This window comes from Sorangiineae bacterium MSr12523 (genome assembly GCA_037157775.1).
Classification (GTDB): Bacteria; Myxococcota_A; Polyangia; order Polyangiales; family Polyangiaceae; genus Pendulispora; species Pendulispora brunnea.
This window is the reverse complement of the sequence record CP089982.1, coordinates 9,869,068-9,893,784: the sequence shown is the minus strand read 5'-3', so window position 1 is coordinate 9,893,784 and position 24,717 is coordinate 9,869,068. Positions and strand designations below refer to the sequence as shown.

General features: G+C 62.1%; 24 protein-coding genes. 9 read left to right on the top strand and 15 right to left on the bottom strand.

Features of this window, described 5'->3' with window-relative positions:
- Positions 1 to 12: 12 nt before the first annotated feature.
- The 12 genes from LZC95_38755 to LZC95_38700 all read right to left on the bottom strand — a co-directional run bounded on the left by LZC95_38755 (position 13) and on the right by LZC95_38700 (position 14,484).
- A complete protein-coding gene (locus tag LZC95_38755) occupies positions 13 to 2,223 on the bottom strand; it encodes a prolyl oligopeptidase family serine peptidase (protein ID WXA92385.1) in 2,211 nt (736 codons plus the stop codon).
- Positions 2,224 to 2,385: 162 nt separating this feature from the next.
- Positions 2,386 to 3,045 carry a hypothetical protein gene (locus LZC95_38750; protein WXA92384.1) on the bottom strand — a complete coding sequence of 220 codons (660 nt, stop codon included), beginning with the start codon at positions 3,043 to 3,045 and terminating at the stop codon, positions 2,386 to 2,388.
- Between the two features lies 1 nt (position 3,046).
- Complete coding sequence (locus tag LZC95_38745) at positions 3,047 to 4,252, bottom strand: DUF418 domain-containing protein (GenBank protein WXA92383.1); 1,206 nt, start codon at positions 4,250 to 4,252, stop codon at positions 3,047 to 3,049.
- Positions 4,253 to 4,299: 47 nt separating this feature from the next.
- Positions 4,300 to 5,265 (bottom strand): nitronate monooxygenase, encoded by a 966-nt coding sequence (locus LZC95_38740; GenBank protein WXA92382.1) that lies wholly within the window; start codon positions 5,263 to 5,265, stop codon positions 4,300 to 4,302.
- A complete protein-coding gene (locus LZC95_38735) occupies positions 5,262 to 5,588 on the bottom strand; it encodes a (2Fe-2S) ferredoxin domain-containing protein (GenBank protein ID WXA92381.1) in 327 nt (108 codons plus the stop codon). Before LZC95_38735 ends, LZC95_38740 begins: the two co-directional genes overlap by 4 nt.
- 7 nt (positions 5,589 to 5,595) lie before the next feature.
- Positions 5,596 to 6,081: a cupin domain-containing protein gene (locus LZC95_38730; protein WXA92380.1), complete on the bottom strand. Its 486-nt coding sequence runs from the start codon at positions 6,079 to 6,081 to the stop codon at positions 5,596 to 5,598.
- Positions 6,078 to 8,204, bottom strand: a complete 2,127-nt coding sequence (locus LZC95_38725; protein ID WXA92379.1) for a prolyl oligopeptidase family serine peptidase — start codon at positions 8,202 to 8,204, stop codon at positions 6,078 to 6,080. Before LZC95_38725 ends, LZC95_38730 begins: the two co-directional genes overlap by 4 nt.
- Before the next feature lie 103 nt (positions 8,205 to 8,307).
- Entirely contained in the window at positions 8,308 to 9,183 is an 876-nt protein-coding gene (locus tag LZC95_38720; protein ID WXA92378.1) for a serine protease, read from the bottom strand.
- A gap of 73 nt (positions 9,184 to 9,256) precedes the next feature.
- Positions 9,257 to 10,192, bottom strand: coding sequence for a hypothetical protein (locus LZC95_38715; protein ID WXA92377.1), 936 nt, complete (start codon positions 10,190 to 10,192; stop codon positions 9,257 to 9,259).
- Between the two features lie 843 nt (positions 10,193 to 11,035).
- Complete coding sequence (locus LZC95_38710) at positions 11,036 to 12,985, bottom strand: beta-propeller domain-containing protein (protein WXA92376.1); 1,950 nt, start codon at positions 12,983 to 12,985, stop codon at positions 11,036 to 11,038.
- A gap of 45 nt (positions 12,986 to 13,030) precedes the next feature.
- Positions 13,031 to 13,738 carry a trypsin-like serine protease gene (locus LZC95_38705; protein WXA92375.1) on the bottom strand — a complete coding sequence of 236 codons (708 nt, stop codon included), beginning with the start codon at positions 13,736 to 13,738 and terminating at the stop codon, positions 13,031 to 13,033.
- 230 nt (positions 13,739 to 13,968) lie between these two features.
- Entirely contained in the window at positions 13,969 to 14,484 is a 516-nt protein-coding gene (locus LZC95_38700; protein ID WXA92374.1) for a TrmH family RNA methyltransferase, read from the bottom strand.
- Between the two features lie 174 nt (positions 14,485 to 14,658).
- On the opposite strand from LZC95_38700, the gene rpsL reads away from it, so the two are divergent.
- The 9 genes from rpsL (at position 14,659) to rpsS (ending at position 21,948) form a co-directional block, all read left to right on the top strand.
- Complete coding sequence (rpsL, locus tag LZC95_38695; GenBank protein ID WXA92373.1) at positions 14,659 to 15,057, top strand: 30S ribosomal protein S12; 399 nt, start codon at positions 14,659 to 14,661, stop codon at positions 15,055 to 15,057.
- 12 nt (positions 15,058 to 15,069) lie between these two features.
- Complete coding sequence (rpsG, locus tag LZC95_38690) at positions 15,070 to 15,540, top strand: 30S ribosomal protein S7 (protein ID WXA92372.1); 471 nt, start codon at positions 15,070 to 15,072, stop codon at positions 15,538 to 15,540.
- Positions 15,541 to 15,879: 339 nt separating this feature from the next.
- The gene (fusA, locus tag LZC95_38685; protein WXA92371.1) at positions 15,880 to 17,955 is read left to right on the top strand and encodes an elongation factor G; all 2,076 of its coding nucleotides are present in this window, start codon (positions 15,880 to 15,882) and stop codon (positions 17,953 to 17,955) included.
- A gap of 49 nt (positions 17,956 to 18,004) precedes the next feature.
- Positions 18,005 to 19,195, top strand: a complete 1,191-nt coding sequence (gene tuf / locus LZC95_38680; GenBank protein ID WXA92370.1) for an elongation factor Tu — start codon at positions 18,005 to 18,007, stop codon at positions 19,193 to 19,195.
- A 326-nt stretch (positions 19,196 to 19,521) separates the two neighbouring features.
- Complete coding sequence (gene rpsJ / locus LZC95_38675; protein ID WXA92369.1) at positions 19,522 to 19,833, top strand: 30S ribosomal protein S10; 312 nt, start codon at positions 19,522 to 19,524, stop codon at positions 19,831 to 19,833.
- 17 nt (positions 19,834 to 19,850) lie between these two features.
- Positions 19,851 to 20,504, top strand: a complete 654-nt coding sequence (gene rplD, locus LZC95_38670; protein ID WXA92368.1) for a 50S ribosomal protein L4 — start codon at positions 19,851 to 19,853, stop codon at positions 20,502 to 20,504.
- The gene (locus tag LZC95_38665; protein WXA92367.1) at positions 20,501 to 20,791 is read left to right on the top strand and encodes a 50S ribosomal protein L23; all 291 of its coding nucleotides are present in this window, start codon (positions 20,501 to 20,503) and stop codon (positions 20,789 to 20,791) included. The genes rplD and LZC95_38665 overlap by 4 nt, the downstream gene beginning before the upstream one ends.
- Positions 20,792 to 20,794: 3 nt before the next feature.
- Positions 20,795 to 21,628 carry a 50S ribosomal protein L2 gene (gene rplB, locus LZC95_38660; GenBank protein WXA92366.1) on the top strand — a complete coding sequence of 278 codons (834 nt, stop codon included), beginning with the start codon at positions 20,795 to 20,797 and terminating at the stop codon, positions 21,626 to 21,628.
- Between the two features lie 14 nt (positions 21,629 to 21,642).
- Positions 21,643 to 21,948, top strand: coding sequence for a 30S ribosomal protein S19 (gene rpsS, locus LZC95_38655; protein WXA92365.1), 306 nt, complete (start codon positions 21,643 to 21,645; stop codon positions 21,946 to 21,948).
- 91 nt (positions 21,949 to 22,039) lie between these two features.
- Here rpsS and LZC95_38650 read toward each other — a convergent pair whose 3' ends face one another.
- From LZC95_38650 to LZC95_38640, 3 genes are all read right to left on the bottom strand, one after another.
- On the bottom strand, positions 22,040 to 22,828 hold the full coding sequence (locus LZC95_38650) for a hypothetical protein (GenBank protein WXA92364.1): 789 nt from the start codon (positions 22,826 to 22,828) through the stop codon (positions 22,040 to 22,042).
- A 103-nt stretch (positions 22,829 to 22,931) separates the two neighbouring features.
- The gene (locus LZC95_38645; GenBank protein WXA92363.1) at positions 22,932 to 23,516 is read right to left on the bottom strand and encodes a hypothetical protein; all 585 of its coding nucleotides are present in this window, start codon (positions 23,514 to 23,516) and stop codon (positions 22,932 to 22,934) included.
- Positions 23,517 to 23,531: 15 nt separating this feature from the next.
- Positions 23,532 to 24,581, bottom strand: coding sequence for a hypothetical protein (locus tag LZC95_38640; GenBank protein WXA92362.1), 1,050 nt, complete (start codon positions 24,579 to 24,581; stop codon positions 23,532 to 23,534).
- Between the last annotated feature and the right edge of the window lie 136 nt (positions 24,582 to 24,717).

The window sequence follows — 24,717 nt, the reverse complement described above, 5'->3', positions numbered from 1 at the left end:
GGCGATCGTCGCCTAATGGCGGAAGTCGGGATCGCCCATCTGATGCAAGAAAAATGCATAGATGTCCGCGTACAGATCGAAACGCTGACGGCGCATCGAGCCAACGCCGTGGCCTTCGTCGCGCTCGACGCGCATCCACACGTTGCCCCCATTCGCCCGAAGCTGCGCACCGAATTTGGCGCTCATCCAAGGCGGAACCCGTCCATCGTTGAGCCCCGTTTCCAGCATGATCGGTGGATACTTCACACCTGCGCGAACGTTGTGAAACGCATCCATCGCAAGAAGGGTTCGGAAGCCGCTTTCCGTGTCCGGCGATCCCAATTCGGCCATTTGATTGGCTCCGTTGTCTCCAGCTAGGAATCGCACGGGGTTCAATTCACCTACCGAAATCTCTCCCGCCGCGAAAAGGTCAGGCCGTTCCGTGAGTGCACGGCCGACGAGGATTCCACCGAAGCTCCGGCCCGTCGCCGCGAGACGCGCGGGCGATGTGTATTTCTCGCGGACGAGGTATTCGCCACATGCGACGAAGTCTTGAATGCCATTTGCCTTGTTCGTGCCCTTTCCACCGATTCGCCAAGCGTCACCTTTTTCGCCACCGCCACGTACGTGTGCGATCGCATAGATGCCACCACGTTCGAGCCATGCGAATCGGTTCGGTCGAAACACCGGCGTAAGCGAGTATCCATATGCACCATATCCATCGAGAATCGTTGGATGTGAGCCGTCCTTGGAAAGATCCTGTCGACGCATGATGGTCAACGGGACCATGGTGCCGTCCGCACTCTTGATCTCGATCTCCTCGGCCACGAAACCGGATACGGCAATGTTGGATGGTTCGGTGAGAGCCAGCTCTTTGAATACGCCGCCCGTCGTGAGCGAGAAATAGCGGTTTTCCTCGGTCCAACCCTGCATGGTCAGCGTGAGACCTTCGCGCGTCGGGTCCGTTTTCAACTCGTCGATCCAGCCTTCGAAGGGCAGCTTGAGCTCCTCCAGTGTGCCTTTGACAAAGGAAAACCGCTGCAAACGAGAGCGGCCTTGGTGGGACCGGTGCACGTAGAGGAACTTGGCGTCGGCTGCGATTCTCTCGATGACGTCCTCGCTCTCGGGCACGATCACAATAGCGTTTGCGAGGTTGGGGCTCTTCAATGACGTTCGAAGGATGCGCCGGTTCGAAGTGTCTTTCGAGGAGAGTACGTAAATGTCGTCGCCGTGCGGCGCGCTACCTTCGACGTGATCTTTGTAATCTGCAATTGTCTTCCAGGTAGGTTTTCGGCCCGGCGTCGAAAGGTCCTTTGCCGATGCGACGAAGATGCGATGTTCGAGCCGTGCCCCGCCGGCGGTTCCGAGTACCCATTTTCCGCCCGCGATCGCGTTGAGCTTGGGAAATTCCTGTGGCTCGAATTGGGGACCGCCGTCCAACGCCCTCCCGAAAACGAGGGCGTCGCTCTCCGACGATTCTCCGAGCCGATGGTAGCGCACGCGCATGTTCTGCATGGGGTCCGCGCCTTCGAGTTCGGCCGCAGGGACCATGGCCGTGTAGTAAAGCCCGGCACCGTCCGTGCGCCATTGCGGTTGGAACTCGCCCCAAATTCTCGGGAGCACATCAGGGAGCAGGCGCCCCGTTTTCGTCTCCACGATGCGTTCGTTCGCGATCTCGCCACCGCCTTCGGCGAGCCCAAATGCGACCCATTTGCCATCCGCAGAAGGCTGGAAGTGATCGATGGATACGTGCTTGCCATTCGGCCCCATCATGGCGGCCGGATCGACCAGAACGCGTTCGCGTCCATCGTTCGAACGAACGATGAGCGTGCGCAGGTCACCGCCCTTTTCCGTTTTGAAATAGAATAGAAGATCGCCCGCGACGGCGATATCCGTTGCGAAGGCCTGCGCCATTCCGAGCTCGCGCACGCGCTCGCGCAACTTCGGCAATGCGGGAATCGCATCCAATCGCGTCCGGGTGTCGTGTCCTTCACGAAGTAGCCACCGCGAGACCTCGTCGACGTTCTCCTTCTTCTCCATCCAGCGATATGGATCAACCAGGTGGAAGCCGAAGACGTCCTCTTCCACCACCTCGCGCCGCGGTTCGTTCTGCGGTGGCGCTTCGACTCGATTCACCCGTGTCGCGACCGCTTTGTGCGGCGGAACCACGCTGGTCGTGGTGGTGGTACTGCTTTGCGCGCAGGCGCTTGTTGCCAGTGCGAAGAAGACGATGGTCGTACGCATGAACTTGCCTCTCCGGTTCTTTGTCGACCGTAGTGGTGCTCGTGTTGCGGGAAAAATGGCCCCTTGGGCGCGTTGCCGCGGCCAACGAGGGGCTCCGCGTCTCATTCGCGATTCGCGATTCGCGATTCGCGAATAGCGAATGAGGCGGCACCCTTCCTCCGCCTAGCTCTGTTGCGGGAAGAGGAAATTCCAGAGTTCGCGGGTTCGCTTGGTCATGGCGTCGGGGGGCGGAATATGCCATTCGCTCTTTGGGGCGTAGACCTTTGCGTAGATGGCTTCGAAAACGCGTTTGGGGCGGCTCGGTTCGACCATGTCGATGTCCCAGGCGGGCATGATGCCGACGATTTGGAATCCGTATCGTTCGGCGATGACTTGTTGATGCCTCGTCTTCATGGTTACGAACGAATAGGCCACACCGGCTCCCATGGCACGGGCAGCCGCGTCGAGGAGCAAAACGCCTAGAAAGCCAACAGCGCCCCGTCGATGGTCCGGGTCGAGGGCGCCCATGCGGGACGTGAGGCTTTGGCTGGGCCGATCTCTCGTAAGCATCATCAGCCCCACGATGGCCCCCTCGAAGCGGAGGACGAGTCCAAGCGTGTCGCGTTCTTCTTCGGTGCCGGCGAGTTGCACATTGCGATAGTAGAAGTCCTCGGTCAAATGATGACTTTCCGAACCGATCACAACATCGGGATACCACCGCTCCAATGCGCGTGCCACGAACGGCACATCGGACTTGGACAAGAGGTCGAGGGTATATCCTTTGGGTAGAGAGAGCTTGCTCGCAAGTTCGTCGACGGTGCACCAACGCATGACGGAGGGCACGCTACACCACCTGTTCCAGGCTGCGCGGCTGGCGGCGCATGGGTTGCCGCTTTCCGTAGGCGAGTGTGCGCCATACCCACTCCAGTGGACCGAGCTCGTAGCGACGGAGCCACGCGCCGGCGATGGCGATTTGCACCATGAAGATCGCAAGGCCGACGAGACCTGCCTTCGGCCCTTGCACATGGCGCGCAAGGCCGAGGCCCCAGCCATAGAACAAGAATGTCGCAATGACCGATTGCGACAGGTAGGTGGTGAGCGGCGTTCGGCCGACCGGAATGAGCACCGACAGCCAACGCTGCCACCGCGCGTTTTGCATGAGCAGCACGACCAAAGAGATGCCCATCGCAACGGAGGCCACGACCGCCGTGTCGTCGACCAAGCGCACGACGAACTTGAGCTCCGGCGCCATCTCCCGCCCCATGAGCGTGATGCGGACGGCTCCCCCGAGGAGCGCGACGAAAGCACCGCCGATGGCGAGCTTGCGAAAAAGCGGCAGATGATTTGCGCCATTGTTTTCGAAAATACGATGCCGCCCGGCCACGAATCCCAGGATGAATCGCCCGGCAAGCCACGGAAGAAACCAAGGCAAATTGCACACGTGAACATAGAACAAAGTGCGCAGATGCGCCGTGAACATTGGACCATGTTCGGTGCCATAGATGGCCGCGAGCATGCTCTCCTTCATCTGCCGTATCGCCGTTTCGTCCGGAACGAGCGCGGTTCCGACGAAGGGAATCAAAGGGATCGCGCGCGGCAAGATGGCCAGCGCCAAACCGATCCCGATGAGTGTGCGCGTGCTGGCTTTGCGGCAGGGCAGCAGGACCAAGCCGGCAAGGGCATAAATCCAGAGAATGTCGCCCCACCACACGAGCGCGATGTGGCACATGCCGAGGGCGAACATGCCGGTGAGACGGCGCAGGTACATGGCCGTAACCTCGCTGTCCTTGGCCCGCGTGAGCTGGATGGAGAATCCCAGACCGAACAGGAAGCTCATGACGGTCATCGATCGCAGCCCCATGAGAAGCCGAAACAGCATGCCCGAGAGTCCTTCGTTGTGGATGTAATCGGGCGAGGTTTTCGGCAGGAACGAGGAACCGCTGAACGTCGTCATGACGTTGTCGGTCACCACGACGCACAATGCGAGAGCGCGCAGGACATCGAGCAAAGGTTCGCGCTCGCTTCGAGGAACGGGGGCGAGATCGGCCATTCACATGAATGGTCGGCCCGGCCTCCCCAATGTTGCCCGAAAACCGGCTAGCGGAGCCCGGAGGCCAGTTCTTCGACGATGCGTGCCGCGGGCTCGACGGAATGCACGAGGCCTACACCCTGTCCGGCATAGTGCGCCATCGCTTCCGTATTGCCTTGGGCGCCCCGCGTCGGTGCGCCGAAATCGTAACGGAGCAGGTTGGTGCCATTGGCCCGCTGGCCCACGATTTCTCCCTCGCCAGGACGATGCGGCGCCGCCGGGCATCCCGCCGCTTCCCATGCGCGCACGGTGCTATTTCGCAATGTGCGGAGTCCGGCATGGGCCCACCCGAGATCGAAAAGCTCGGAATGTACCGTGTCCTCCTCGGAGGATGCGAGGACGCGCTCTTGGTAGATGGAATGGATATCCGCTTCCCGCGATGCGAGAAATCGCGTTCCGACCCACACGCCGCGCGCGCCCAAGGCCACGGCGGCCGCCACACCGCGCCGATCGGCAATGCCGCCTGCGGCGATCACCGGGATGTCGCCTGCGATGTCCACGACGCGCGGAACGAGGACCATCGTCGATGCGGTGCCGCGAACGTGGCCTCCCGCCTCGTATCCTTGGGCCACGATGGCATCGGCCCCAGCTTGGACTGCGTCAACGGCTTCTTGCACCGAGCCAACGACTTGAATGGCAAAGGCGCCCGCCGCGTGAACGCGCGCAATGTGCTTTTCCGAGACGCCCCAGAAAAAGGAAACGATGCGCACGCCCTCCTCGAGCGCAATGTCGAGGTTCTCTTCAATGGGAAAATCGAGCACGAAATTGACGCCGAACGCATTCGTGTGCGCCCGCACCTCGCGAATGCGACGGCGAAGGTCGTCCGGCTTGTCCCATGTGCATGCCAGATGCCCCACGCCGCCTGCCTGCGCGACGGCCGCCGCCAACTCCGGCGATGCAATGCGTCCGATGGGCGCTTGAAAAACGGGAACGCGTACGCCCAGTCGCGCACACAATGAATCGGCGGTGCTCATGGCCTCGAGGAGCCTCGGGCGACGACGAGCCGCTCGACGACCTGTCCGCGTGCCGAAGCATCGGCAATTTCGTCCACGTCGTCCAGCGTGACATGTCCATAAACGACGTGTTCGGGCTCCTGCACGATGGTGACCCCCGATTCGCACATGTCGAGGCAACTCGACGTGCATGCGCGCACCGTGCGGGCAGTGCCCTTCGTCTTCAGCGCATCTTTCAGCTTTTTGGCAATGAGCTCGGAACCTTTTTGCGCACACGAGCCGCGCGGATTCGCATCGTCACGCCGATTGATGCACACGAATAGGTAATGCTCTCGGTGGGGCATGGGTCAATTATACCCGTTTCCAGTGCCGCTCAGGCCGGTCCGCCACCATGTGCGCTTCGTAGGCGGCATCCTGCTCTTCCGGATAAAAGACGCGATCGGTCGCATCCTTCCGCTCGCCAATGGTGAGCAGAAGGCAATCCGCATTACCTCGATTCACGAAGGTATGCGCAATCCCCGTTCCCGCCGGGAACGCCACCGTATGCCCCGCCCGCAACGCATATTCCCGCGGAGCCTGCCCCGGTTCGACGATCCGCACGGCGCACTCTCCCTCGAGAACGTAGACGAGCTCCTCCTCCTCGGAATGCGCATGCGTAAAACTCGTCCGCCTGCCCGGCGGAAGCCGAGTTTTGCTCATTCCGAGGTTCACCGTCCCCGCAGCGCGCCCGAGGTCGCGATCCCACGAGAGCGCCTCCCCGTCGAAAGGCACCCGATAGTGCCCTTCGACTTCGCGAACGTCGTCTTCGTGCACGATGAAGGGAGGCATGGTGCTCATTTGTTGGTGCCCAACAGGTTCTCTTTGAAAAATCGCAAAACGTGCCCAAACTGCAACACGCGATTGTCGCGCTTCTGCGCCCCGTGCCCCTCGTCCGCGAAGATGATGAGCTGCGACGGCACGTTCTTCTTTTGGAGCAGATCGTACATCTGCAACGACTCGCCAACCGGCACACGAGGATCGCTGGCCCCTTGAATAATCTGCAACGGCGCCGACAACTTGTCGATGTGCGTGCTGGGCGAAAGCTTGATGAGCGCATCCTTGTCGCGCTCCGGATCGCCATACTCGCTAATGCGGAGAATGCGTCGATACGGCGCCGTGTTCTGCAAAAAGGTCATCAAATTGCTAATGCCCACATTGGACGAACCGGCATCGTACGCCCCAGCAAACATGGTCATGGCGATCAGCGTCGAATACCCGCCATAGCTGCCGCCCCAGACTCCAATTTTCGGCGCCTTGCCCCCCTCACCCCAATTGGCGCGGATGTATTTCGAGACGTCTTCGATGTCGGTGATGATGTTGAGGCGCTTGGGCCCATCGTCGGCGTGCAGCCACGTTTTCCCGTAGCCGCTGCTGCCTCGGACGTTTGGCTCCACCAGGATGAACCCCGCATCGACGAACGCCTGCTTCACTGGCGAAAAGCCGGGAGGCGCTTGGCCCTCCGGGCCGCCGTGGAACATGACGAGCACCGGGCACGGATGTGCGGCGCAGCGTGACGGCTCCGGCCTTCGCACGAACATCGGAATGGCCGTTCCGTCCCGCGCCGGATAGCTCTCCAGCTTCGCAGGTGCGAACGTCGCACCATCGACCTCCGGCGAGCTCGGGGTGTGCCATGCGGTGAGCGAGCCCGTCTTCCAATCGTAGATATAGCTCGTCGGCGGTGCTTTTCCGCTATCCACGGTTACTGAAAGATACCTGCCGTCGCGCGTCATGCTTCCAAACGTCACATGATCGCCCGTGAGCTTGGCGATGGCCGGTGGCGTGATGTCTTTGTACGTGCGCGCGTCGATAATCTTGAGGCGCGTGTAGCCTTGGTCGTTGATCGCGTAGGCAATTCGCGTTCTCGAGTGGTCCACTTGGAACTTGAAAATTTCGTGCGGAATCTCCGCCACGATGGGCGTGAACTTCTTCTGCGCGAGATCCCACCGATAAAGCCGTTTGAATTCACTCAGGTGGGAAGTCTGCGCCAGGATTTCGCCATCCTTGGCACCGTACTGCGCTTCATAATCCTCTTTTTCACCTTGGCCAAAAAGCGGTGTGAGCGTCTTTTTCGACGTGTCCCACTCGTAATATTCATTCATATCGCCCCCCACTTCTTTTTGAAGGAGGAGCTTCAACTCGGGCGAGTTGGGAGCAGCCGGCCGATAGTCGGCAATGCCCCAAATGCCTTCCTGATCGAAAACGACTTCGCGCGTGTTCTTCGCCCGGTCGTAACGATATAAAATATAGGAGCCCGGCTTGACGTCATTCGAGCGATAATAAATGTACTTGCCGTCATCGCTCAGAAACTGGAATGTCGACTGCACACCAGGCTTGTGCGCCACCACGGTGAGCTTTCCGCCCTTGGGATCCTGAAGGTAGATCCCCGGGTTCTCTTCGCCTTTGCGATCGCGTTGGAGAACGAGAAAGCTGCCATCCGGTGCGACATCGGCCAGCGTCGTTTGATCTTCGCCGCCGGTCATTTGAACCGGAAAGTGCTGCGCCCCGTCCACGCGCCAAATCTGGCTCGTCCCGGTGACGTTCCACGTCATGAACAACGTCTTGCCATTCGGGCTCAGTCGCCCAGCCGAGGGCGCGCGCACATCGAGCATCGACTGGAAGGTGCGCGACAGATCCTCGGGAAGGGGCGGGGGCGCGAACTTCGCGATGACCTCTTTCGGCACACTCGACGCGCCGTGACCCGAGTACGGCCGCGATCCAGCCCCAGCGTCGCCCTCCGCAGCCGCCGGTTTGACGGCATCCTTCAACGCATTCGTAAGCGGCTGGTTGCGATGCGGCGGCGCCTCGGCGGCGGGGGTCTCACCGCCACAGGCCGCGGCCACCGCCACGATGGGCACCAGCGGAACGAGCGACAGCAGACGACGACGAAAGAACTGTGAACCAGGGTGAATCGAGCGGATCATGACGAAATCCGTGATACACCCGCACCCGGCCGAGCGATAGAGGAAAGGCCGGCACACGCTGCGGCGTGCCGGCCTTCCGTTGGCCGCTCTTGCGAGCGGGAACTCAGTTGATGATGTTCGACGCGGCGGCGATCTTCGAGATGCGTACGCCGCTGTTGGTGCCGCCGCTCGATGTGCAGCCGCCGTTGGTGTGGACGCCGACGAGTTGGCCGGAGGCGTTGAGGACGCCGGAGCCGGAGCTGCCGCCTTGCGTGTCGATGTTGCCGTAGGTCATGTAGTTGCCGCTGTTGCCGGCCTTGGTGCCCGCTTCGATCTTCTTCGGCAGGCGGGCGGGGTGCTGGATGATCGCCAAGGTGGCGCCGTTGGAGACTTCCGTCGAGTTGGTGCTGGTCGTCCCGAAGGTGGCGCCGGGGGTGCCCTGGAGGCGCACGATGGCGTAGTCGAGACCGCCCAGGCCGTCCTCGACGATGGCTGTGATCTTCACGTGCGTCTGCTGCAGCACCGTGGTGGAGCCCTTGGCGCGCTCGTAGTTGAACGCGATGTAGTCGTTCGGCACCGTGCTGCTGTCGATGCAGTGGCTGGCGGTGAGGAATAGGTCGTTCGCGATCAGCGTGCCCGAGCAGTATTTCGCGCTCGAGGAGTCGCTGGCGCTGCTCTCCATGGCGCCGACGGGGTTCTTGTGCGAATTGACATAGGCCGTGGAGACGCCCAAGTTGCCAGTGTAGTCGTTGACATACACGGAATCGTCCGCCGAGCCGCAGGTGCTCAGGATGCTCGAGCCACGGCGCTCGGCCGGCTCACGAGTGACCTTGTAATTGGCCGGGTCGGCGATCTTGCGCAGGAAGTCCGGATGCTCGAGCGTGCCGCTGCCCTCTTCCACCTGCGGAGCGCCGGTCTCGTTCGTCGCGGTTTCGTCCGCGCTGCTGCACGCCACCAGAAACAACGCCGGCACTGCTGCAATTGCAATGAGCTTCTTCATGGGTGGAACCTCCGCCTTTACGCAATAGGAAATAGGTTGATCATGTGCGCATCATCGAACGAACGATTCATCATCAGTTCGAATAGAAAAGCGTGTGCGAAGTCGTGGAATTCGCATTCACCGAGAATCCGCAGCTCGGCGAAACGGACCAGCGCTTCGGACCGTATGCCGGTGACAGCGTGGTGGTTCCTCGGCGCACGACCAGCTGCGAGAAGGTGATGTCCCCGTCCGTGGGGTAGTGCGCGCATTGGCTGACGCTATAGGCCTCGAGCACGCCGCCCTGAGCTTGCGTATACGCCTTTCCGTCGGCAGCGTGATTCAGCACCGTGGATACGCCGGTCGTGACGTCGGTGCTGGTGATTTTCCAGTTGCACACGCCCGAGGACGTGCAGTTCGAGCCCTCCATCAGCCCATCGATGACATCACCCGAGGAAACGCGCCGGAGCGCGCTATGTTCGGCGTGGCCGGCGTTGTCGACGTACCACGAGGCAATTGCCCAGTATTTCCCGCCACCCGCCGCGCCGACACCCCATTGCAGCACGGGCTGAATGATCGCCGTGCCGCCGTTGGGCTCGAGGCTGGGGAAGAAATAGAGGAGCTGATTGCCGGCAGTTTTCGGTGCAGCCGGTACCGTAAATCGGCCATGCATGTACGTGGCCGCGTTGGAAAGGGTGGCCCAGGAGGCCTCCACCCAGCCATTCGTGGCGGGCACCTGTCCGCCGGCGGCGAACGATGCGTCGGCGCTAGCCACGCGCGGGTGGGTACACGTTTCATGCACGTTTCGTGCAGGTGCGTTTTCGTCGACTTCGTAAATGCAATCGGGATGCACCAACCCAAACGGCGTGCGCAAATAGCCCGCACTAAGGGCCTGTTCTTCGCTGATCGCGACAGTCTCCTCCGAATCCGAATCGGAATCGGATGCCGAAGCTTGGCAGCCGGCGACGGTGAGCGCCGAGCCACACGCGATGGATAAATAGACGAAGGTCGAAATCGAAGACCGATGTCTCATGTGCCACTCCGAGGACAAAGCTCACCGGCCAAACCGGAGAGCGTGTGGAAATCCAGGAAACGGAATGCACCGCGGCCGTCCAAATACCGCTTTCGGAGGGACGGCTTCGGCTTTCAGTGCAGCTTCCGCAAGGGCATTCGCAGTGGTTGGCGTTGGAGCATCACGCCGCTGCAAACCCACTCATCCGGACCGGGCACGGTTACCATCTTGGTGAGGCCGCCGCTACTTTTTTATGAGCTGACGAACGACAATCGCAAATCAGCCATGTCGTCCATTTCGTCGCTATGTGGGTTATCCCCAACGCGACGCGGCGCGAGCGCTATCGATTATCGGGCCACTCCGCGAGCATATCGCGTGCGGCACCGCCTTTGGCCGCCAGCTCCGTTGCAAAATAACGAGCAAGTGCACGTTCATTGGCCGGTGTAATGGGAATGGAACCTGCGAGCCGGGTACGTTCCTCGGCACAATCTCGGACGCTGGACCGCAAGAGTTTCCCCCGATGGAGTCGCAACAGAGCCAGTAAATCCAATGTGGCACCATTGTACGCCTCGAGTTGCTCGACCAAGAATGTTGCCAAATCCGCGGAGACGCGCGCCGCCGGGCGTATGTCCGTCAGCGTGTAACTCGAACGACGGCGCCCTGGCGCGACGAGTCGAAACTCGTGCGATCGAGCGCGTCATCGCAACCAAGGAAGATCTGTGTCGTGGGCAACAAGATGCGCGGCTTTTTTCGTCGCGTTGGATCTTTCACGGAAACGGGACGTGGCTCCCAGGCGGCGATGGTGTGGTTCCAGGTCGGCCAGAAAAGGCCAACTCCACGGGCTTCGAGCGCGGCACGAGCGCATCAACGCACGCCGGTCGGGGCGAAGTTCATGCGGCGCACTTCGCGGATGCGGCCCGTCTCGTCCTGACGCCCTTCGACCATCTCGTATCCGAGCAGCGCGAACACCCTTCCGCGTAGAAAGATCGGGCGCGCATTCCCATACCAATCGACACACGATGCTTTGCATCCGTCGTCGCGGCCATTCCCAGCCCCGCCCGATTCGAGCTGCCCCACCTCACGGAATGCAAGCCGGTCGTTGCGCACGAAGAGAATCGACGCCGAGCCATTCTGCAAATGCGCATACCCTGGCTGGTCGCCGCCACGAATGGGCAAACCGAAGATGCCCCGCTGATCGCCGTCCGGTTTGTAAAAGAAGCCATGGCTGCGAAGCTCGCCCTGTGCTGCGCCCGTGCGCGTGTACTTGCCGCCTAGTGCCGGTGTCGCGCCCAGCGCCACACTCGAAAAGTGCAAATCCTTGCCGTCGCCGCCCACGATGACCGCATCGCGCCCCATCGCCTCGATGCGGTCCACGCCATGGCCCAACGCGAGCTCGCGCGCCGGCGCATCCGACGCGTAACGATAGGCCACGAGCTTGCCCTCGGCTTTGGGCGAACCATATCCCCAACTTGCGCCGGTGCCGTAAAGTACGTAATCGCCCACGAAGCGATTTTGCATCACGTACCCTTCCGACTTGGGCAACCGCGTATAGGCAGTATGAGGCGCTTCCTCCGCGGCCCGATTGAACGAGGCCAAAGGCACCCGCAAGAGCGCGAGCTCTCCGCCCGTAGCCTCGGGAAGCCACATGGCCTCGCCCGCGGTCTCGCTGCGAACGAGCACATTGAGCTTTCCGTCGCTTCCCTGCAAAAAGGAAAATTGGTCGATGGGCCCGCCGCTCACGCGCAACACCGACGGCTCCTCGCCCGAAAGCGGCAGACGATAGAGCAGTGAACGCGAACGCGCGCGCTTCTCGCCGCCGTCCTCACCGGAAGCCCACGGCGTCATCCAGACGAACACCGAGTCCTGCGACACGTAGAACACGCGCCCCGGTGGTCCCATCACGGCGCGCGCCGTGCAGGCGAAATCGCCTTTCGAAAGATCGCACGTGGTGACTGTGTGGAGCGCGAGTTGGTCGCTGGGATCGATCGGGCGATACACGCGCGATGGCTCGAGAATGGATACGAAGTCGTTCGCCGTTGCCGCCGGCGACCAACGGCGAACGGCGGGAAACCATTTCGATGTATCGCGCTCGGCCAAAGGCACGTAGAGCGGAGCATAGAATACGAGCTTGTTCCCAATGAGCCGGCTCGCATAATTTCGTGACGAGTAATAGTCGTTGGAACGAAGGTGGTACGTCGCGCGGTAGGAAATGCGCCCGTTTCCATCGATGTCGAAGAGCCCAACCTCCGTCCCGCCGCGTTGGTAGCTGTATCCAATGACCGCAATGGTGTCGCCCGACACGAGCATCTCGTCGTACCACGCGCCGGCGGGGCTGACCCCCGGCCCATAGCAATCCGCCACCGAAACGGGGGTGAGCGATTCGTCGCCGACCTTCAATGAAAAAAGGCGACCTCGCCGGAGCACGATCAAATGATTCCCGTGCACTTTGACGATGCCGCCTTCATCGACGCCGGCGTGCTGATTGTTCGTGATGGACTCTTCTTTGTCGGCGGCAGCCAACCCCGACGCTGCAGAAGCAGCCGGCGCGGGCGCCATCGCCGCATTGCCGGGGCCCTCCATTGCGCGCCGCGCCAAACGCTCCTTGCGTTTTTGCGCCTCGGCTGCGTCCGCGAGGTACTTCTCGAACTCGGCCCTAGACCCAAAGGCCACCAACTTGGCCGGCGCCGTTGTCCGCGAAGCCTTGCTGGGCTCCGCCTCTGCCTCGCGACCACAGGCGCCTTTGCAACCGACGAAAGCCGTGGCCACGAGCAACGCCAACACGCCCGCGCGGCGGGCAAAATCCGAAGTTTTCATGGGCGATGACCGATCCAACGGCCACCGCCCCGAAAAGTTCTTGGCTCAGTGCGACTGGATGAAGTCGGCGTGAAGGTCCGTGCGGACGGAATACCCGTAACCGGTGCAGTTGGCGGGATTCCCGTACGACGTGATGCCGATGATCGTGCCGTTCTCGAAAATGGGCCCGCCCGAGTCGCCATGGCAAAGGACGTTGTACGTGCTGAACGTATCGACCTGCAGGCCGCGGATGGTCGTATTGCCCGTGCGCTTCGTGCCTGCGCCGGTGCCGCTTCCGCTATTCGTCTTGTTGCTGCCGTAGCCCACGGCACGGACCGACGCGCCGATGTCGCCCGAGTCGAGTGTCCCCGTGTTGTAGGGGAGGGGCGTCAACGACGTTGCCCGGGAGAGGGTCAACACGCCAATGTCGCCGTCGGGTGAATAAGCGCCTTTGCTAACCGCCAGTGTGGACGTCGGGCTGTTGATATTGGTGCCCACGCGCACTTCCCAGCTCACCATGTCCTCGATGCAATGCCGCGCGGTGAGCACCTTCGTCGATGAAATGACGCTGCCCGTGCAAATGTATTGTGAACCCGAGGAGTCGGTGAGAACGATGCCGACGACGGAAGGGTCGCCGCTGTCGGTCGTTCCACCGATGATCGGCTCCGAAACGCGGCCATTGTCGGCTTCCGAGGAAGATGCCGTATCGGCGGTGCAACCCATGGTGAACGCGGCCATCGCACCCGCGACGAGCGAGAGAACGAGAGTCTTCATGTGAATCTCCGAGTTGGTTCAACGTGAGAGATTCCGCAGGCACCTCGCAGTCGTCAGCGCCGACTCTCACGCTTCTTCAGCGGGATCGCGCACTGCAAAGTTCACCCATCCGGAGCGAGCTCGTTTGGCTCGCGTCGGCATAGTGGCGGAAGGCGAACTCCGTTTGGGGCTACATCTCTGTAAGGTCGACGCTCATCGAACGATTCGTTGCGCGTGCAACCATCGAAGTGTCACGTGCGTGCGGCGTAATGTTGGCGCGCCCATTCGTTCATCACGATGCCTGCGGCGATGGCCAGCGGAAACGAGTGATTCACCCCGTACATGGGAATCGCGATGATCTCGTCGGCCCGCGCGATGAACTCGGGCGACAGGCCCGCGCGCTCGCTGCCGAAGGCCAGCACCACCCCGCGCGGGAACGCGTGCACGTCGTAGAGGCTCCGTCGCGCGTGGTCCTTCTCGACGGCCCACACGGGACGGCCCGCCACGTGGGCGAAGAAGGCCTCGTCGTCGGGCACGGAGACGATGGTCTCGTACTTCTCCATACCCATCGAGGCTTTCTCGTAGTAAGGCGCCCCTCCTATAAGGATGATCTCCCGGACCAGGAAGCTATGCGCGACCCGGATGATGGCGCCGACGGCGAAGGCATTGCCCGCCGTGTGCAGCGCCACCGAGAAATCGTTGCGAAGGGGACGGAGCGCCTCGCGGACCTCCTCGGGGGAGGCATCGAGCGGGGGGAAGAGGGCCACGGTGCCCTCTCCTTATAGTAGCCGCCACCCCAAGGCCGCCTGGAAACGCCTGGAAAGAGGTGCGCCAATCCATGCTTGACAGAGGCGGGGCCACGAGTAGAGTGCGCGCTCCCATGCGGGCCATGGTCTGCCCGCTGCCTCAGCTGACCGTACGAGGATTTCCGAGGATATAACGTGCCGACCATCAATCAGCTCATCAACCAGGGCCGCGAAGCCGCCCGGTTCAAGACGGCGTCTCCCGCGCTGAAAGCATGTCCGCAAAAGCGCGGCGTCTGCGTGCGCGTCTACACGACCACCCCCAAGAAGCCGAACTCCGCGCTTCGCAAGGTCTGCCGCGTCCGGCTCACCAACGGGATGGAGGTCACCTCGTACATTCCGGGCGAGGGCCACAACCTTCAAGAGCACTCCGTCGTGCTCATCCGCGGCGGCCGCGTCAAGGACCTGCCGGGCGTGCGTTACCACGTCGTCCGCGGCACGCTCGACGCCTCGGGCGCCATCGGCCCGTCGTCGACCAACAAAGTTAATCGCAATCGCAAGCGCTCGAAGTACGGCGTCAAGCGTCCGAAAGGCTGATCGAGGAGAACCATGCCCCGTCGTCGTGAAGTTCCGAAACGCCGGATCATTCCGGACCCGAAGTACAAGGACAAGCTCGTCTCCAAGTTCACCAACACGCTGATGTACGGCGGTAAGAAGGCGACGGCCGAGGGCATCCTCTACGGCGCTTTCGGCATCGTCAACGAGCGTTTCAAGGAGGATCCGATCGAGGTCTTCCGCAAGGCGCTCGACAACGTCAAGCCGAAGCTCGAGGTGAAGAGCCGCCGCGTCGGTGGCGCCACCTACCAGGTGCCGGTCGAGGTTCGTCCCGAGCGTCGCGTCGCCCTGGCCATGCGCTGGCTGGTCAACTATGCCCGCGAGCGTGGCGAGAAGACGATGCGCGAGCGCCTCGCGGCCGAGTTCGTCGATGCGGCGAACGGCCGTGGAAACGCCGTGAAAAAGAAGGACGATACGCACAAAATGGCCGAGGCCAACCGTGCGTTTGCGCACTATCGCTGGTGACCGGCTGGTAATCGGCTGGAATTGTAGCTTTTGGTGAGCTAAAGAAGGCCCCCACCAACGAATGTAGGGAGATACGAAGCGGAGATGACGAAGCCGACATAAGGACCGGGTCTCGACAATTGATCGATCCCCGGCACCCTCTCTGGACTCACCGGTCAAGTCCTGGCGACTTACCGGCCCCTTCCAAAATGCGGAAGGGATGGCCAGAGGGGGTTTCGTGCATCTTAGGCACGAAAAGGTCATCCCCGCGGCGTAAACTCCCAAGTTTTCGCCCCTCGAACTAGGAGAAGTCCCGTGGCCCGCGAATACTCACTCGAAAGAACCCGCAATATCGGAATCATGGCCCACATCGATGCGGGCAAGACGACGACGACGGAGCGCGTTCTTTACTACACCGGCGTCAACTACAAGATTGGCGAGGTTCACGAGGGCGCCGCGACCATGGACTACATGGTTCAGGAGCAAGAGCGCGGCATCACGATCACCTCGGCGGCCACCAACTGCTTCTGGCAGCCGGCCGAGGGGCCGCACGCGGGCGTTCGCCACCGCATCAACATCATCGACACGCCAGGCCACGTGGACTTCACCATCGAAGTCGAGCGCAGCCTCCGCGTGCTCGACGGCGCGGTGGCGGTTCTCGACGGCGGCAACGGTGTCGAGCCGCAGACCGAAACCGTCTGGCGCCAGGCCGACAAGTTTCGCGTCCCCCGCATCGTGTTCGTCAACAAGATGGACAAGGTCGGCGCCGACTTCGAGATGAACGTGAACTCCATCAAGGAGCGTCTCGGCGTCACCCCAGTGGCCATCCAGTGGCCGGTGGGCGAGGAAGACCAACACAAGGGTGTGGTCGATCTCATCAAGATGAAGGCTGCCATCTTCGACGAGGAGTCCAAGGGCCAGAAGTACAGCTGGACGGACATCCCCGAGAACCTCGTTGAGAAGTGCAAGACCGCGCGCGAGCACATGATCGAGGCGTGCGCCGACGTCGACGAAGGCATCATGGCCAAGTTCCTCGACGGCAACCTCGATGCGATCACGGAAGGCGAGATCGTCGCCGCCCTCCGCAAGGGATGCACCTCGTTCAAGTTCTTCCCGGTCCTCTGCGGCTCGGCGTTCAAGAACAAGGGCGTGCAGCTCCTGCTCGACGCGGTGGTGAACTACCTCCCGTCGCCGCTCGACATTCCGCCGGTCAAGGGCGTGAATCCGGACAAGACCGAGCAGGAAGACACCCGCCCGGCCGACGACAAGGCTCCGTTTGCGGGCTACGCCTTCAAGATCATCAACGACCCGCACGGGAACCTGACGTTCTTCCGTGTTTATTCGGGCACGATCAACTCGGGCACCATGGTGCTCAACTCCACGCGCGGGAAGCGCGAGCGCATCGGCCGCATCCTCCGCATGCACGCGAACAAGCGTGAAGAGCTGACGGAAGCCGACGCCGGAAACATCTACGCCGCCGTGGGCCTCAAGGACACGCGCACCGGCGACACGCTCTGCGACGAGAAGCAGCCGATCCTCCTGGAGAAGATGGTCTTCCCCGAGCCGGTCATCTCGATCGCCATCGAGCCGAAGACCAAGAGCGACGTCGAGAAGCTCGGCGTGGGTCTGCAGAAGCTCGCGGCCGAAGACCCCTCCTTCCGTATGCACACGGACGAGGAGAGCGGCCAGACGATCATCAGCGGCATGGGCGAGCTGCACCTCGACATCATCGTCGACCGCCTCCGCCGCGAGTTCAAAGTCGAGTCCAACGTCGGCAAGCCCGAGGTTGCGTACCGCGAGGCCATCGCGAAGAAGGTCCCCTGCGAGTACAAGTACGCGAAGCAGTCCGGTGGTCGCGGCCAGTACGGCCACGTGCTCATGGAGATCGAGCCGGGCGAGCGCGGAACGGGCTTCGTTTTCGAAAATGCGGTCGTCGGCGGCGCCATCCCGAAGGAGTTCATTCCTGCGGTGGAGAAGGGCGTGCGCGAGGCCATGGCCCGCGGCGTTCTCGCTGGCTACCCGCTCGTCGATATGAAGTGCCGGCTGTACGACGGCACGTACCACGAGGTCGACTCGAGCGCCCAGGCGTTCGAAATCGCAGCGTCGCTCTGCTTCCAGGACGGCGCGAAGCGGGCAGGGTTGCACCTGCTCGAACCCATCATGAAGAACGAAGTCGTCGTTCCCGAGCAGTACATGGGCGACGTCATCGGCGACGTGAACTCGCGCCGCGGCAAGATCCTCGGCATGAGCCAGCGCGGCAACGCGCAGGTGGTCGACGCGGAAGTTCCGCTCGCGACCATGTTTGGTTACGTGACCGATCTGCGTTCGATGACGCAGGGCCGCGCGACCTCGTCGCTCCACTTCTCGCATTACGCACCGGTTCCGGCGGCGATCCAGGAAGAGATCGTGGCCAAGGTTAAGGGTACGTCGCACTGAGTCGCGACGCCCCATGGATACGCATTACTGAGCCCCCTCGGAGAAAGTCATGGCGAAAGAGAAATTCAACCGAAGCAAGCCCCACGTGAACGTCGGCACCATTGGTCACATCGACCACGGGAAGACGACTTTGACGGCAGCGCTCGTGAAGGTTCAGTCCAAGAAGGGCCTTGCCAAGGTCATTAGCTACGCCGACATCGCCAAGGGCGGCACCGTCCGCGACGCGACCAAGACGGTCACCATCGCGGCCTCGCACGTGGAGTACGAGAGCGAGAAGCGCCACTACGCCCACGTCGACTGCCCCGGCCACGCCGACTACATCAAGAACATGATCACGGGCGCGGCGCAGATGGACGGCGCCATCCTCGTGGTGAGCGCGCTCGACTCGGTCATGCCGCAGACGCGCGAGCACGTTCTGCTGGCCCGCCAGGTCGGTTTGAACCACATCGTCGTGGCGCTCAACAAGTGTGACGCGGTGGACGACGCGGAGATGCTCGACCTGGTCGAGATGGAAGTCCGCGAGCTCCTGTCGAAGAACAAGTTCGACGGCGACAACGCGAAGGTCGTGCAGGTCGCCTCGTTCCCGGCGCTCAACGGCGAGCCGAAGTGGGAAGAGTCGATCGGCAACCTGGTGAAGGCGCTCGACGAGGCGATCCCGGAGCCGCAGCGTGACATCGACAAGCCGTTCCTGATGGCGATCGAGGACGTGTTCTCGATCAAGGGCCGCGGGACCGTGGTCACCGGCCGCGTGGAGCGTGGCATCGTGAAGACGGGCGAAGAGGTCGAGATCATCGGCTTCCGCGACTCGCGCAAGACGGTCGTCACGGGCGTCGAGATGTTCCGCAAGCTGCTCGATCAGGGCCAGGCCGGCGACAACATCGGTGTTCTCCTCCGCGGTATCGAGAAGAACGACGTGGAGCGCGGCCAGATTCTCTGCAAGCCGGGCTCGGTGACGCCGCACAAGAAGTTCGTCGGCGAAGTGTACGTCCTGAAGAAGGAAGAGGGCGGCCGCCACACGCCGTTCTTCACGAACTACCGTCCGCAGTTCTACATGCGTACGACGGACGTGACCGGCACCTGCGAGCTCCCGGAAGGCACCAAGATGGTCATGCCGGGCGACAACATCACGATGACGATCACGCTGATCACGCCGGTCGGTCTCGAGGAGCAGATGCGCTTCGCGATCCGCGAAGGCGGCCGCACGGTCGGCGCTGGCATCGTCACCAAGGTGCTCGAATAAGGAACTCTCGGAAAGGTGGGTCGCTCGCTCTCGATTTTCGGAATTCTGGCTCTCTCGCTCAGTGCGTGCGGTGCCAGCGCCTTCGAAACGGCAGCACACCAGAGAGCAGCGACCGACTTTGGATGTCCCGATAAATTGGTGAAACTGACCAGCGTCGGGGAAAAAGAATTTCACGCGACAGGCTGCGGGAAATCCGACGTTTACAAATGCCTGAAGACTGGCGCGAGCGAGTCGGACGTCGCTTGCGAACCTCAAGACGTTCAACAAGGGAACAGCCCTCCGACTCGCTAGAGCCTGAAGAGCAAATAGACTGAAGAAGGTAGACCATGGCCAGTGCCACCAAGATTCGTATCCGCCTGAAGGCGTTCGATCATCAGCTTCTCGATAAGTCGGCGAGTGACATCGTGGAGACGGCAAAGCGGACCGGCGCGCGCGTCGCAGGTCCCATCCCGCTCCCCACGCATATCTCGCGTTACACGGTCCTCCGCGGACCGCACGTCGACAAGAAGTCGCGTGAACAATTCGAAATTCGCACGCACAAACGCCTGCTCGACATTCTCGAGCCGACGCAGCAGACGCTCGACGCCCTGATGAAGCTGGACTTGTCCGCCGGGGTGGACGTCGAAATCAAGTCGTAGAGTTCAGGAGTTTTCCAATGGCAACCGTCGACGTCTACAACATGAAGCGCGAAAAGGTCGGTTCGCTCGACCTCGCGGACGAAGTGTTCGGCGCAGAAATAAAGGAGCACCTCTTTTGGGAGGTGGTCAAAGCGCAGCTCGCTTCTCGCCGCCAAGGCACCGCCTCAGCGAAGGAACGCTCCGCAGTCAGCGGCAGCACCAAGAAGCTCTACAAGCAAAAGGGCACCGGCCGTGCGCGTCACGGCTCGATCCGCGCTCCGATTTACGTCGGTGGCGGTCAGGCCCACCCGCCGCGTCCGCGCGACTGGAGCTACCGCCCCCCGCAGAAAGTCCGCGTGGGTGCGCTCCGCAGCGCGCTGTCGAAGTTCGTGAAGGAAGGCCGCCTCGTCGTGGTCGACCGCTTCGACCTCCCCGAGATCAAGACCAAGGGCCTTCTCTCCGCGCTCGACACGCTCAAGGCGGAGAAGAAGACGCTGGTCGTCGACCATCGCACGAACGAGAACCTGGTGCTCTCGATTCGTAACGCAAAAGACCATCAGTATCTCCCGCCGGAAGGCGTCAACGTGTACGACCTCCTTCGCCACGACACCCTCGTGCTCTCGAAGGATGCGGCCAAAGCTCTCGAGCAGCGTCTCGTCGCGGGATCCAAATCGGACGGAGGCGCCGAATGAATCCGGAGCAAGTCATTCGTCGGCCGATCGTGCTGACGGAAAAGTCGAACCTATTGCGCGCGCAGAATCAGGTCATCTTCGAGGTGTCGCGCAACGCCAACAAAATCCAAATCCGCAACGCGGTGGAAAAGCTTTTCAACGTGAACGTCGTCAGCGTGAACACGCTGGTCGTGCGCGGTAAAGAGCGGCGCATGGGGCGCGGCCACGCCAGGATGCAAAATTGGAAGAAGGCCATGGTTACCCTCAAAGAGGGCGAGACCATCGATTTCTTCGACTCGAGCGAATAAGCCATGGGCATCAAGAGCTATAAGCCGACCTCCCCCGCGCGGCGTTTTTACTCCGGCTCCGACTTCAAGGAGCTCACCAAGGGCGCGGAAGCGCCGAAGCACCTCACCGAGCACCAGACGTCGACCGGCGGGCGCAATGCGCACGGCCGCATCACGTCGCGCTTCCGTGGCGGTGGACACAAGCAGCGCTACCGCATCATCGACTGGAAGCGAAACAAGATTGGCGTCCCCGCCAAGGTCGCCTCCATCGAATACGATCCGAACCGCACGGCGCGCATCGCGCTGGTCAACTACGCGGACGGCGAGAAGCGCTACATCTTGGCGCCCGAGGGCCTCAAGGTGGGCGACCAGGTCATCTCGAGCCGCAACGCGGACATCAAGCCGGGCAACGCGATGATGCTGCGTTACATCCCGCTCGGCACGACGATCCACAACGTCGAGCTCAAGAAGGGCAAGGGCGCCCAGATCGTGCGCTCGGCCGGTTCGGGCGCGGTGCTGATGGCCAAGGACGGCGACTACGCGCAGGTCCGTTTGCCGTCGGGCGAGGTTCGCATGGTGCACCTCGATTGCCACGCGACGGTGGGTCAGGTCTCGAACGTCGACCACGCGAACATCTCGCTCGGCAAGGCCGGTCGTTCGCGCTGGCTGGGTCGCCGCCCGCACAACCGCGGCGTGACGATGAACCCGGTCGACCATCCGATGGGCGGTGGTGAGGGTCGTACCTCGGGTGGACGTCATCCGTGCTCGCCGTGGGGTCAGCTCTCCAAGGGGCTGAAGACCCGCAACAACAAACGAACCGACGGCATGATCGTCAAACGCCGCGGCCAGAAGGGCTAATTTAGGAGCATACGATGGCTCGTTCAGTCAAAAAGGGTCCGTTCGTCGACGGTCACCTCGCCGAAAAGATCGCCGCCGCCGGTGCGACGCAGAGCAAAAAGGTCATCAAGACCTGGTCGCGACGCAGCACCATCACCCCCGACGCCGTCGGCCTGACGTTCGCCGTGCACAATGGACGCAAGTTCGTGCCGGTCTTCGTCACCGAGTACATGGTCGGCCACAAGCTGGGCGAGTTCGCCCCGACCCGCACCTTCCACGGCCACTCCGGCGACAAGAAGGGCAAGGTCAAGGGCGGCGGACCCGGCGGCGCGAAGAAGTAACACCGCGCCGTTTCCGTCAGCGACCACGCCGACGCTCGCCACTGCGAGTGTCCGCGTGGTCGTTTGCTTTTAAGAGCTCGCGAAGGGGGCACTATTCGACGAGCACGTGGACGTCGTCGAAATGGACGGACCACGGATCGGTGGGAACCTCGGCTTGGATAACGCCGATGTAGAGCCTGAGATTCGGGCCCGGTGTGAAGGGCAGGGTGAGCACCTTGTCGAGGACCTCGACCTCGTTGAAGGAGAGGACGAGCCGCGGACGCTTGCCCAGGGAGAACTCCATCGAGACGGAGACGCCGCCGGTAGGGATCTGCGTCTTCACGGGGTAGTTCTGCGGTGTGCCCGCATCGGCACCGAGCTGGCGTTCGCTCACGCGGGTCTCGCTGTCGCTGAACATGAGGGACAATTGGTAAGCCTTCCTGCTGCGCTCGAGCTCGAACGTGATGATGGGCTGCTCCGTCGTTCCCATGGGCACGGGCGCGCGGAAGTAGAACGTGAGGTGCGCCGACGTCGCCGTTTGGGGGAACTCCTTCCACAAGGCTGCTGCTGCTCCGGGGCGTTTGGAGGCGCCAGGGATCGAGACCACGAGTGCCTGATCGAGGTTGCTCACCCCGCCGTCGCCCTTGAGCAGAGGGCTCCACCGCTCATCGATCCCGTGATCGAAGTCATCACAGAAGGTTGGTGCAGGCGTGGTGTGCATGCAGCTTGGCGCGGCCCGTGGCGAGGCATCGACGTCCTCTTCGACGGGGGCGGGGGCAGCGTCTCCACGGCCGCCCTCGGCGGCATGGTACTGACTCGACAGCGACTCCAATGAACACGCCAGTGCGACCATACCGCTCAGGACCATGGCACTCACGACCCGCGCGTATCGCCGCAACATGGTGATTGTGTATGGAGCCATTGGAGCGCGAGGTACAGGTATGCAAATGCGAAAACGGGATAGCCGCGAGGGCTATCCCGTTTCCAATTGCTGGATCGTCCCGTTAGTTGCGGCGAATGGCCAGATCCTTCACATCGGTGAGGCTGTACTGCTCCACCGTGGACCGACCGTCTTCACTGGTCACATTGCGCGAAATGGACCACGTTCCGTCGCTTTCCGGCCAAATGCGGAGTTGGTCGGTGGCTGCGAGCGCTTCGAGGTTCACGGTGGCCGTTCGCTCGCCGGTCTCCGTCTGACCGACGATTTGCACTGTGGCACGAATTCCCCCGGCCAAGGCTGCCGTGAGTTCGCGAATGTCGTGCGTGCCGCCGGCATGGCGAATGGATCGAAGGTCCTCCGTGGTCCACGAGGTGGGACGCCCGTCGATGGTGACATTCAAGGTGGCGGCGGGCGGCTCCGGGGCGCGATGCGCGGCGTGAACCTGTTCCGCCTTTGGCTCTTCGTGAGGAGCCGTCGTATCGACCGGCGGGGGCGCGCTTGGCAAAGCGGCTTCCGTCGTGGGGACTGCGGCGGCCACGGAAGCCTCCGGGGCAGGGGAGCTCGGGGGCGGATTGGAAGGCGTGCGTGAGAAGAGGAAGACCCCCGCCACGCATGCCGCACCTCCAAAGAGCCAAAGGCGGTATCTCATTGTCGTGCCCTTTCCTTACCAGCGCGACGGATCGCAACCATCCGGGTCAGGGTTGGTACCAAAGTCGTGGCACGAGCCGTTGTCGGGCGAGTGTTTTTTATTGTAGCGGATGTTGATCGTTTGGAGGTGCGAGTCGTCGTTGCAATTGTGGCTGAAGGGCGCAATCGGATTGTAACCGGTAGCGCAATGTCCGGTCTTGCGTGACGACTTGCGCCACCCGCTGAGGTATTTGCAATCAAGGCTCATGCGCTTTTCTCCCGGGCATCGGCCGTGGTTGCATTGGTCTTTTTGATTGTGGTACTTGCCCTTGTAGTAATTGGCAATTCGCGTGGACGAATGCCAGGTCCCGCTGCCGATCCATTTGCCTTTCCACAGCCAAATCCGGTGCTTCTTCTTTTGCGCCTTCGCTGCCGAGACGTCTGCTGTGGCGAGCGTTCCCTTGGCCGCAGAAAGCTCGGTTGCCTCGATGTCGCCATCGTCGTCCGTTGCATCGTCGTCCTGAGGCGTCTGGAACACCGACTCGGCCGCGCTCATCACGTCGCCCACGTCCGCGAAATCCTTGCCCAGCTTCTCGACGGCGCCCATCGATGCTTGGAGCGCCTCCGTTACGATTTCGCTGTCCTGCGCATGCTGCTCGGAATCGCTTTTCGGGACACTCGACTCGTCCGCATCGTCCGAAGACTCCGTATCGAAGTCCGAGTGTGTGCCCGCCACGCGTGTATAAATCGTGTCACCGACCCGGTCCGTAATCTTCAAGTCCGTCCCGAACGCGGGGAGCGTCGGATCGTCGTTGCGGTACTCCTCGGGCGTCGCCTCGCCGCGGCGAGTCTGCAGGTAGACGAGACGGTCGTCCTTTTTGTACGCAATCTTGACCGTATTTCCGGACTCGGCCTGAAGCACGGTAAGTCCCTGACGCAATCCTTCCGCGCTCTCTCCTCCATCCGATGCACTGGAGCAACCCCCGGCGAGAGTCCCCGCCAGCGCCAGCGCAGCCACGACCCGCCACTTGGCCGAAAATGTGAAATTTTGACTCCAAAATGAGCGCAGGTTCATAAACGTATTCATGATGGTTCGATGTCTCCCGTGAAGTTGGATAAGCGAACAACCAACCGCTGTTCCTGAATGGTTGTATGAGCAGCCTTCGTGCCGTCGCGCACTTAGGCGTTTCGCCGCAGCAACTCTCGCTCGACCCTGCTACACG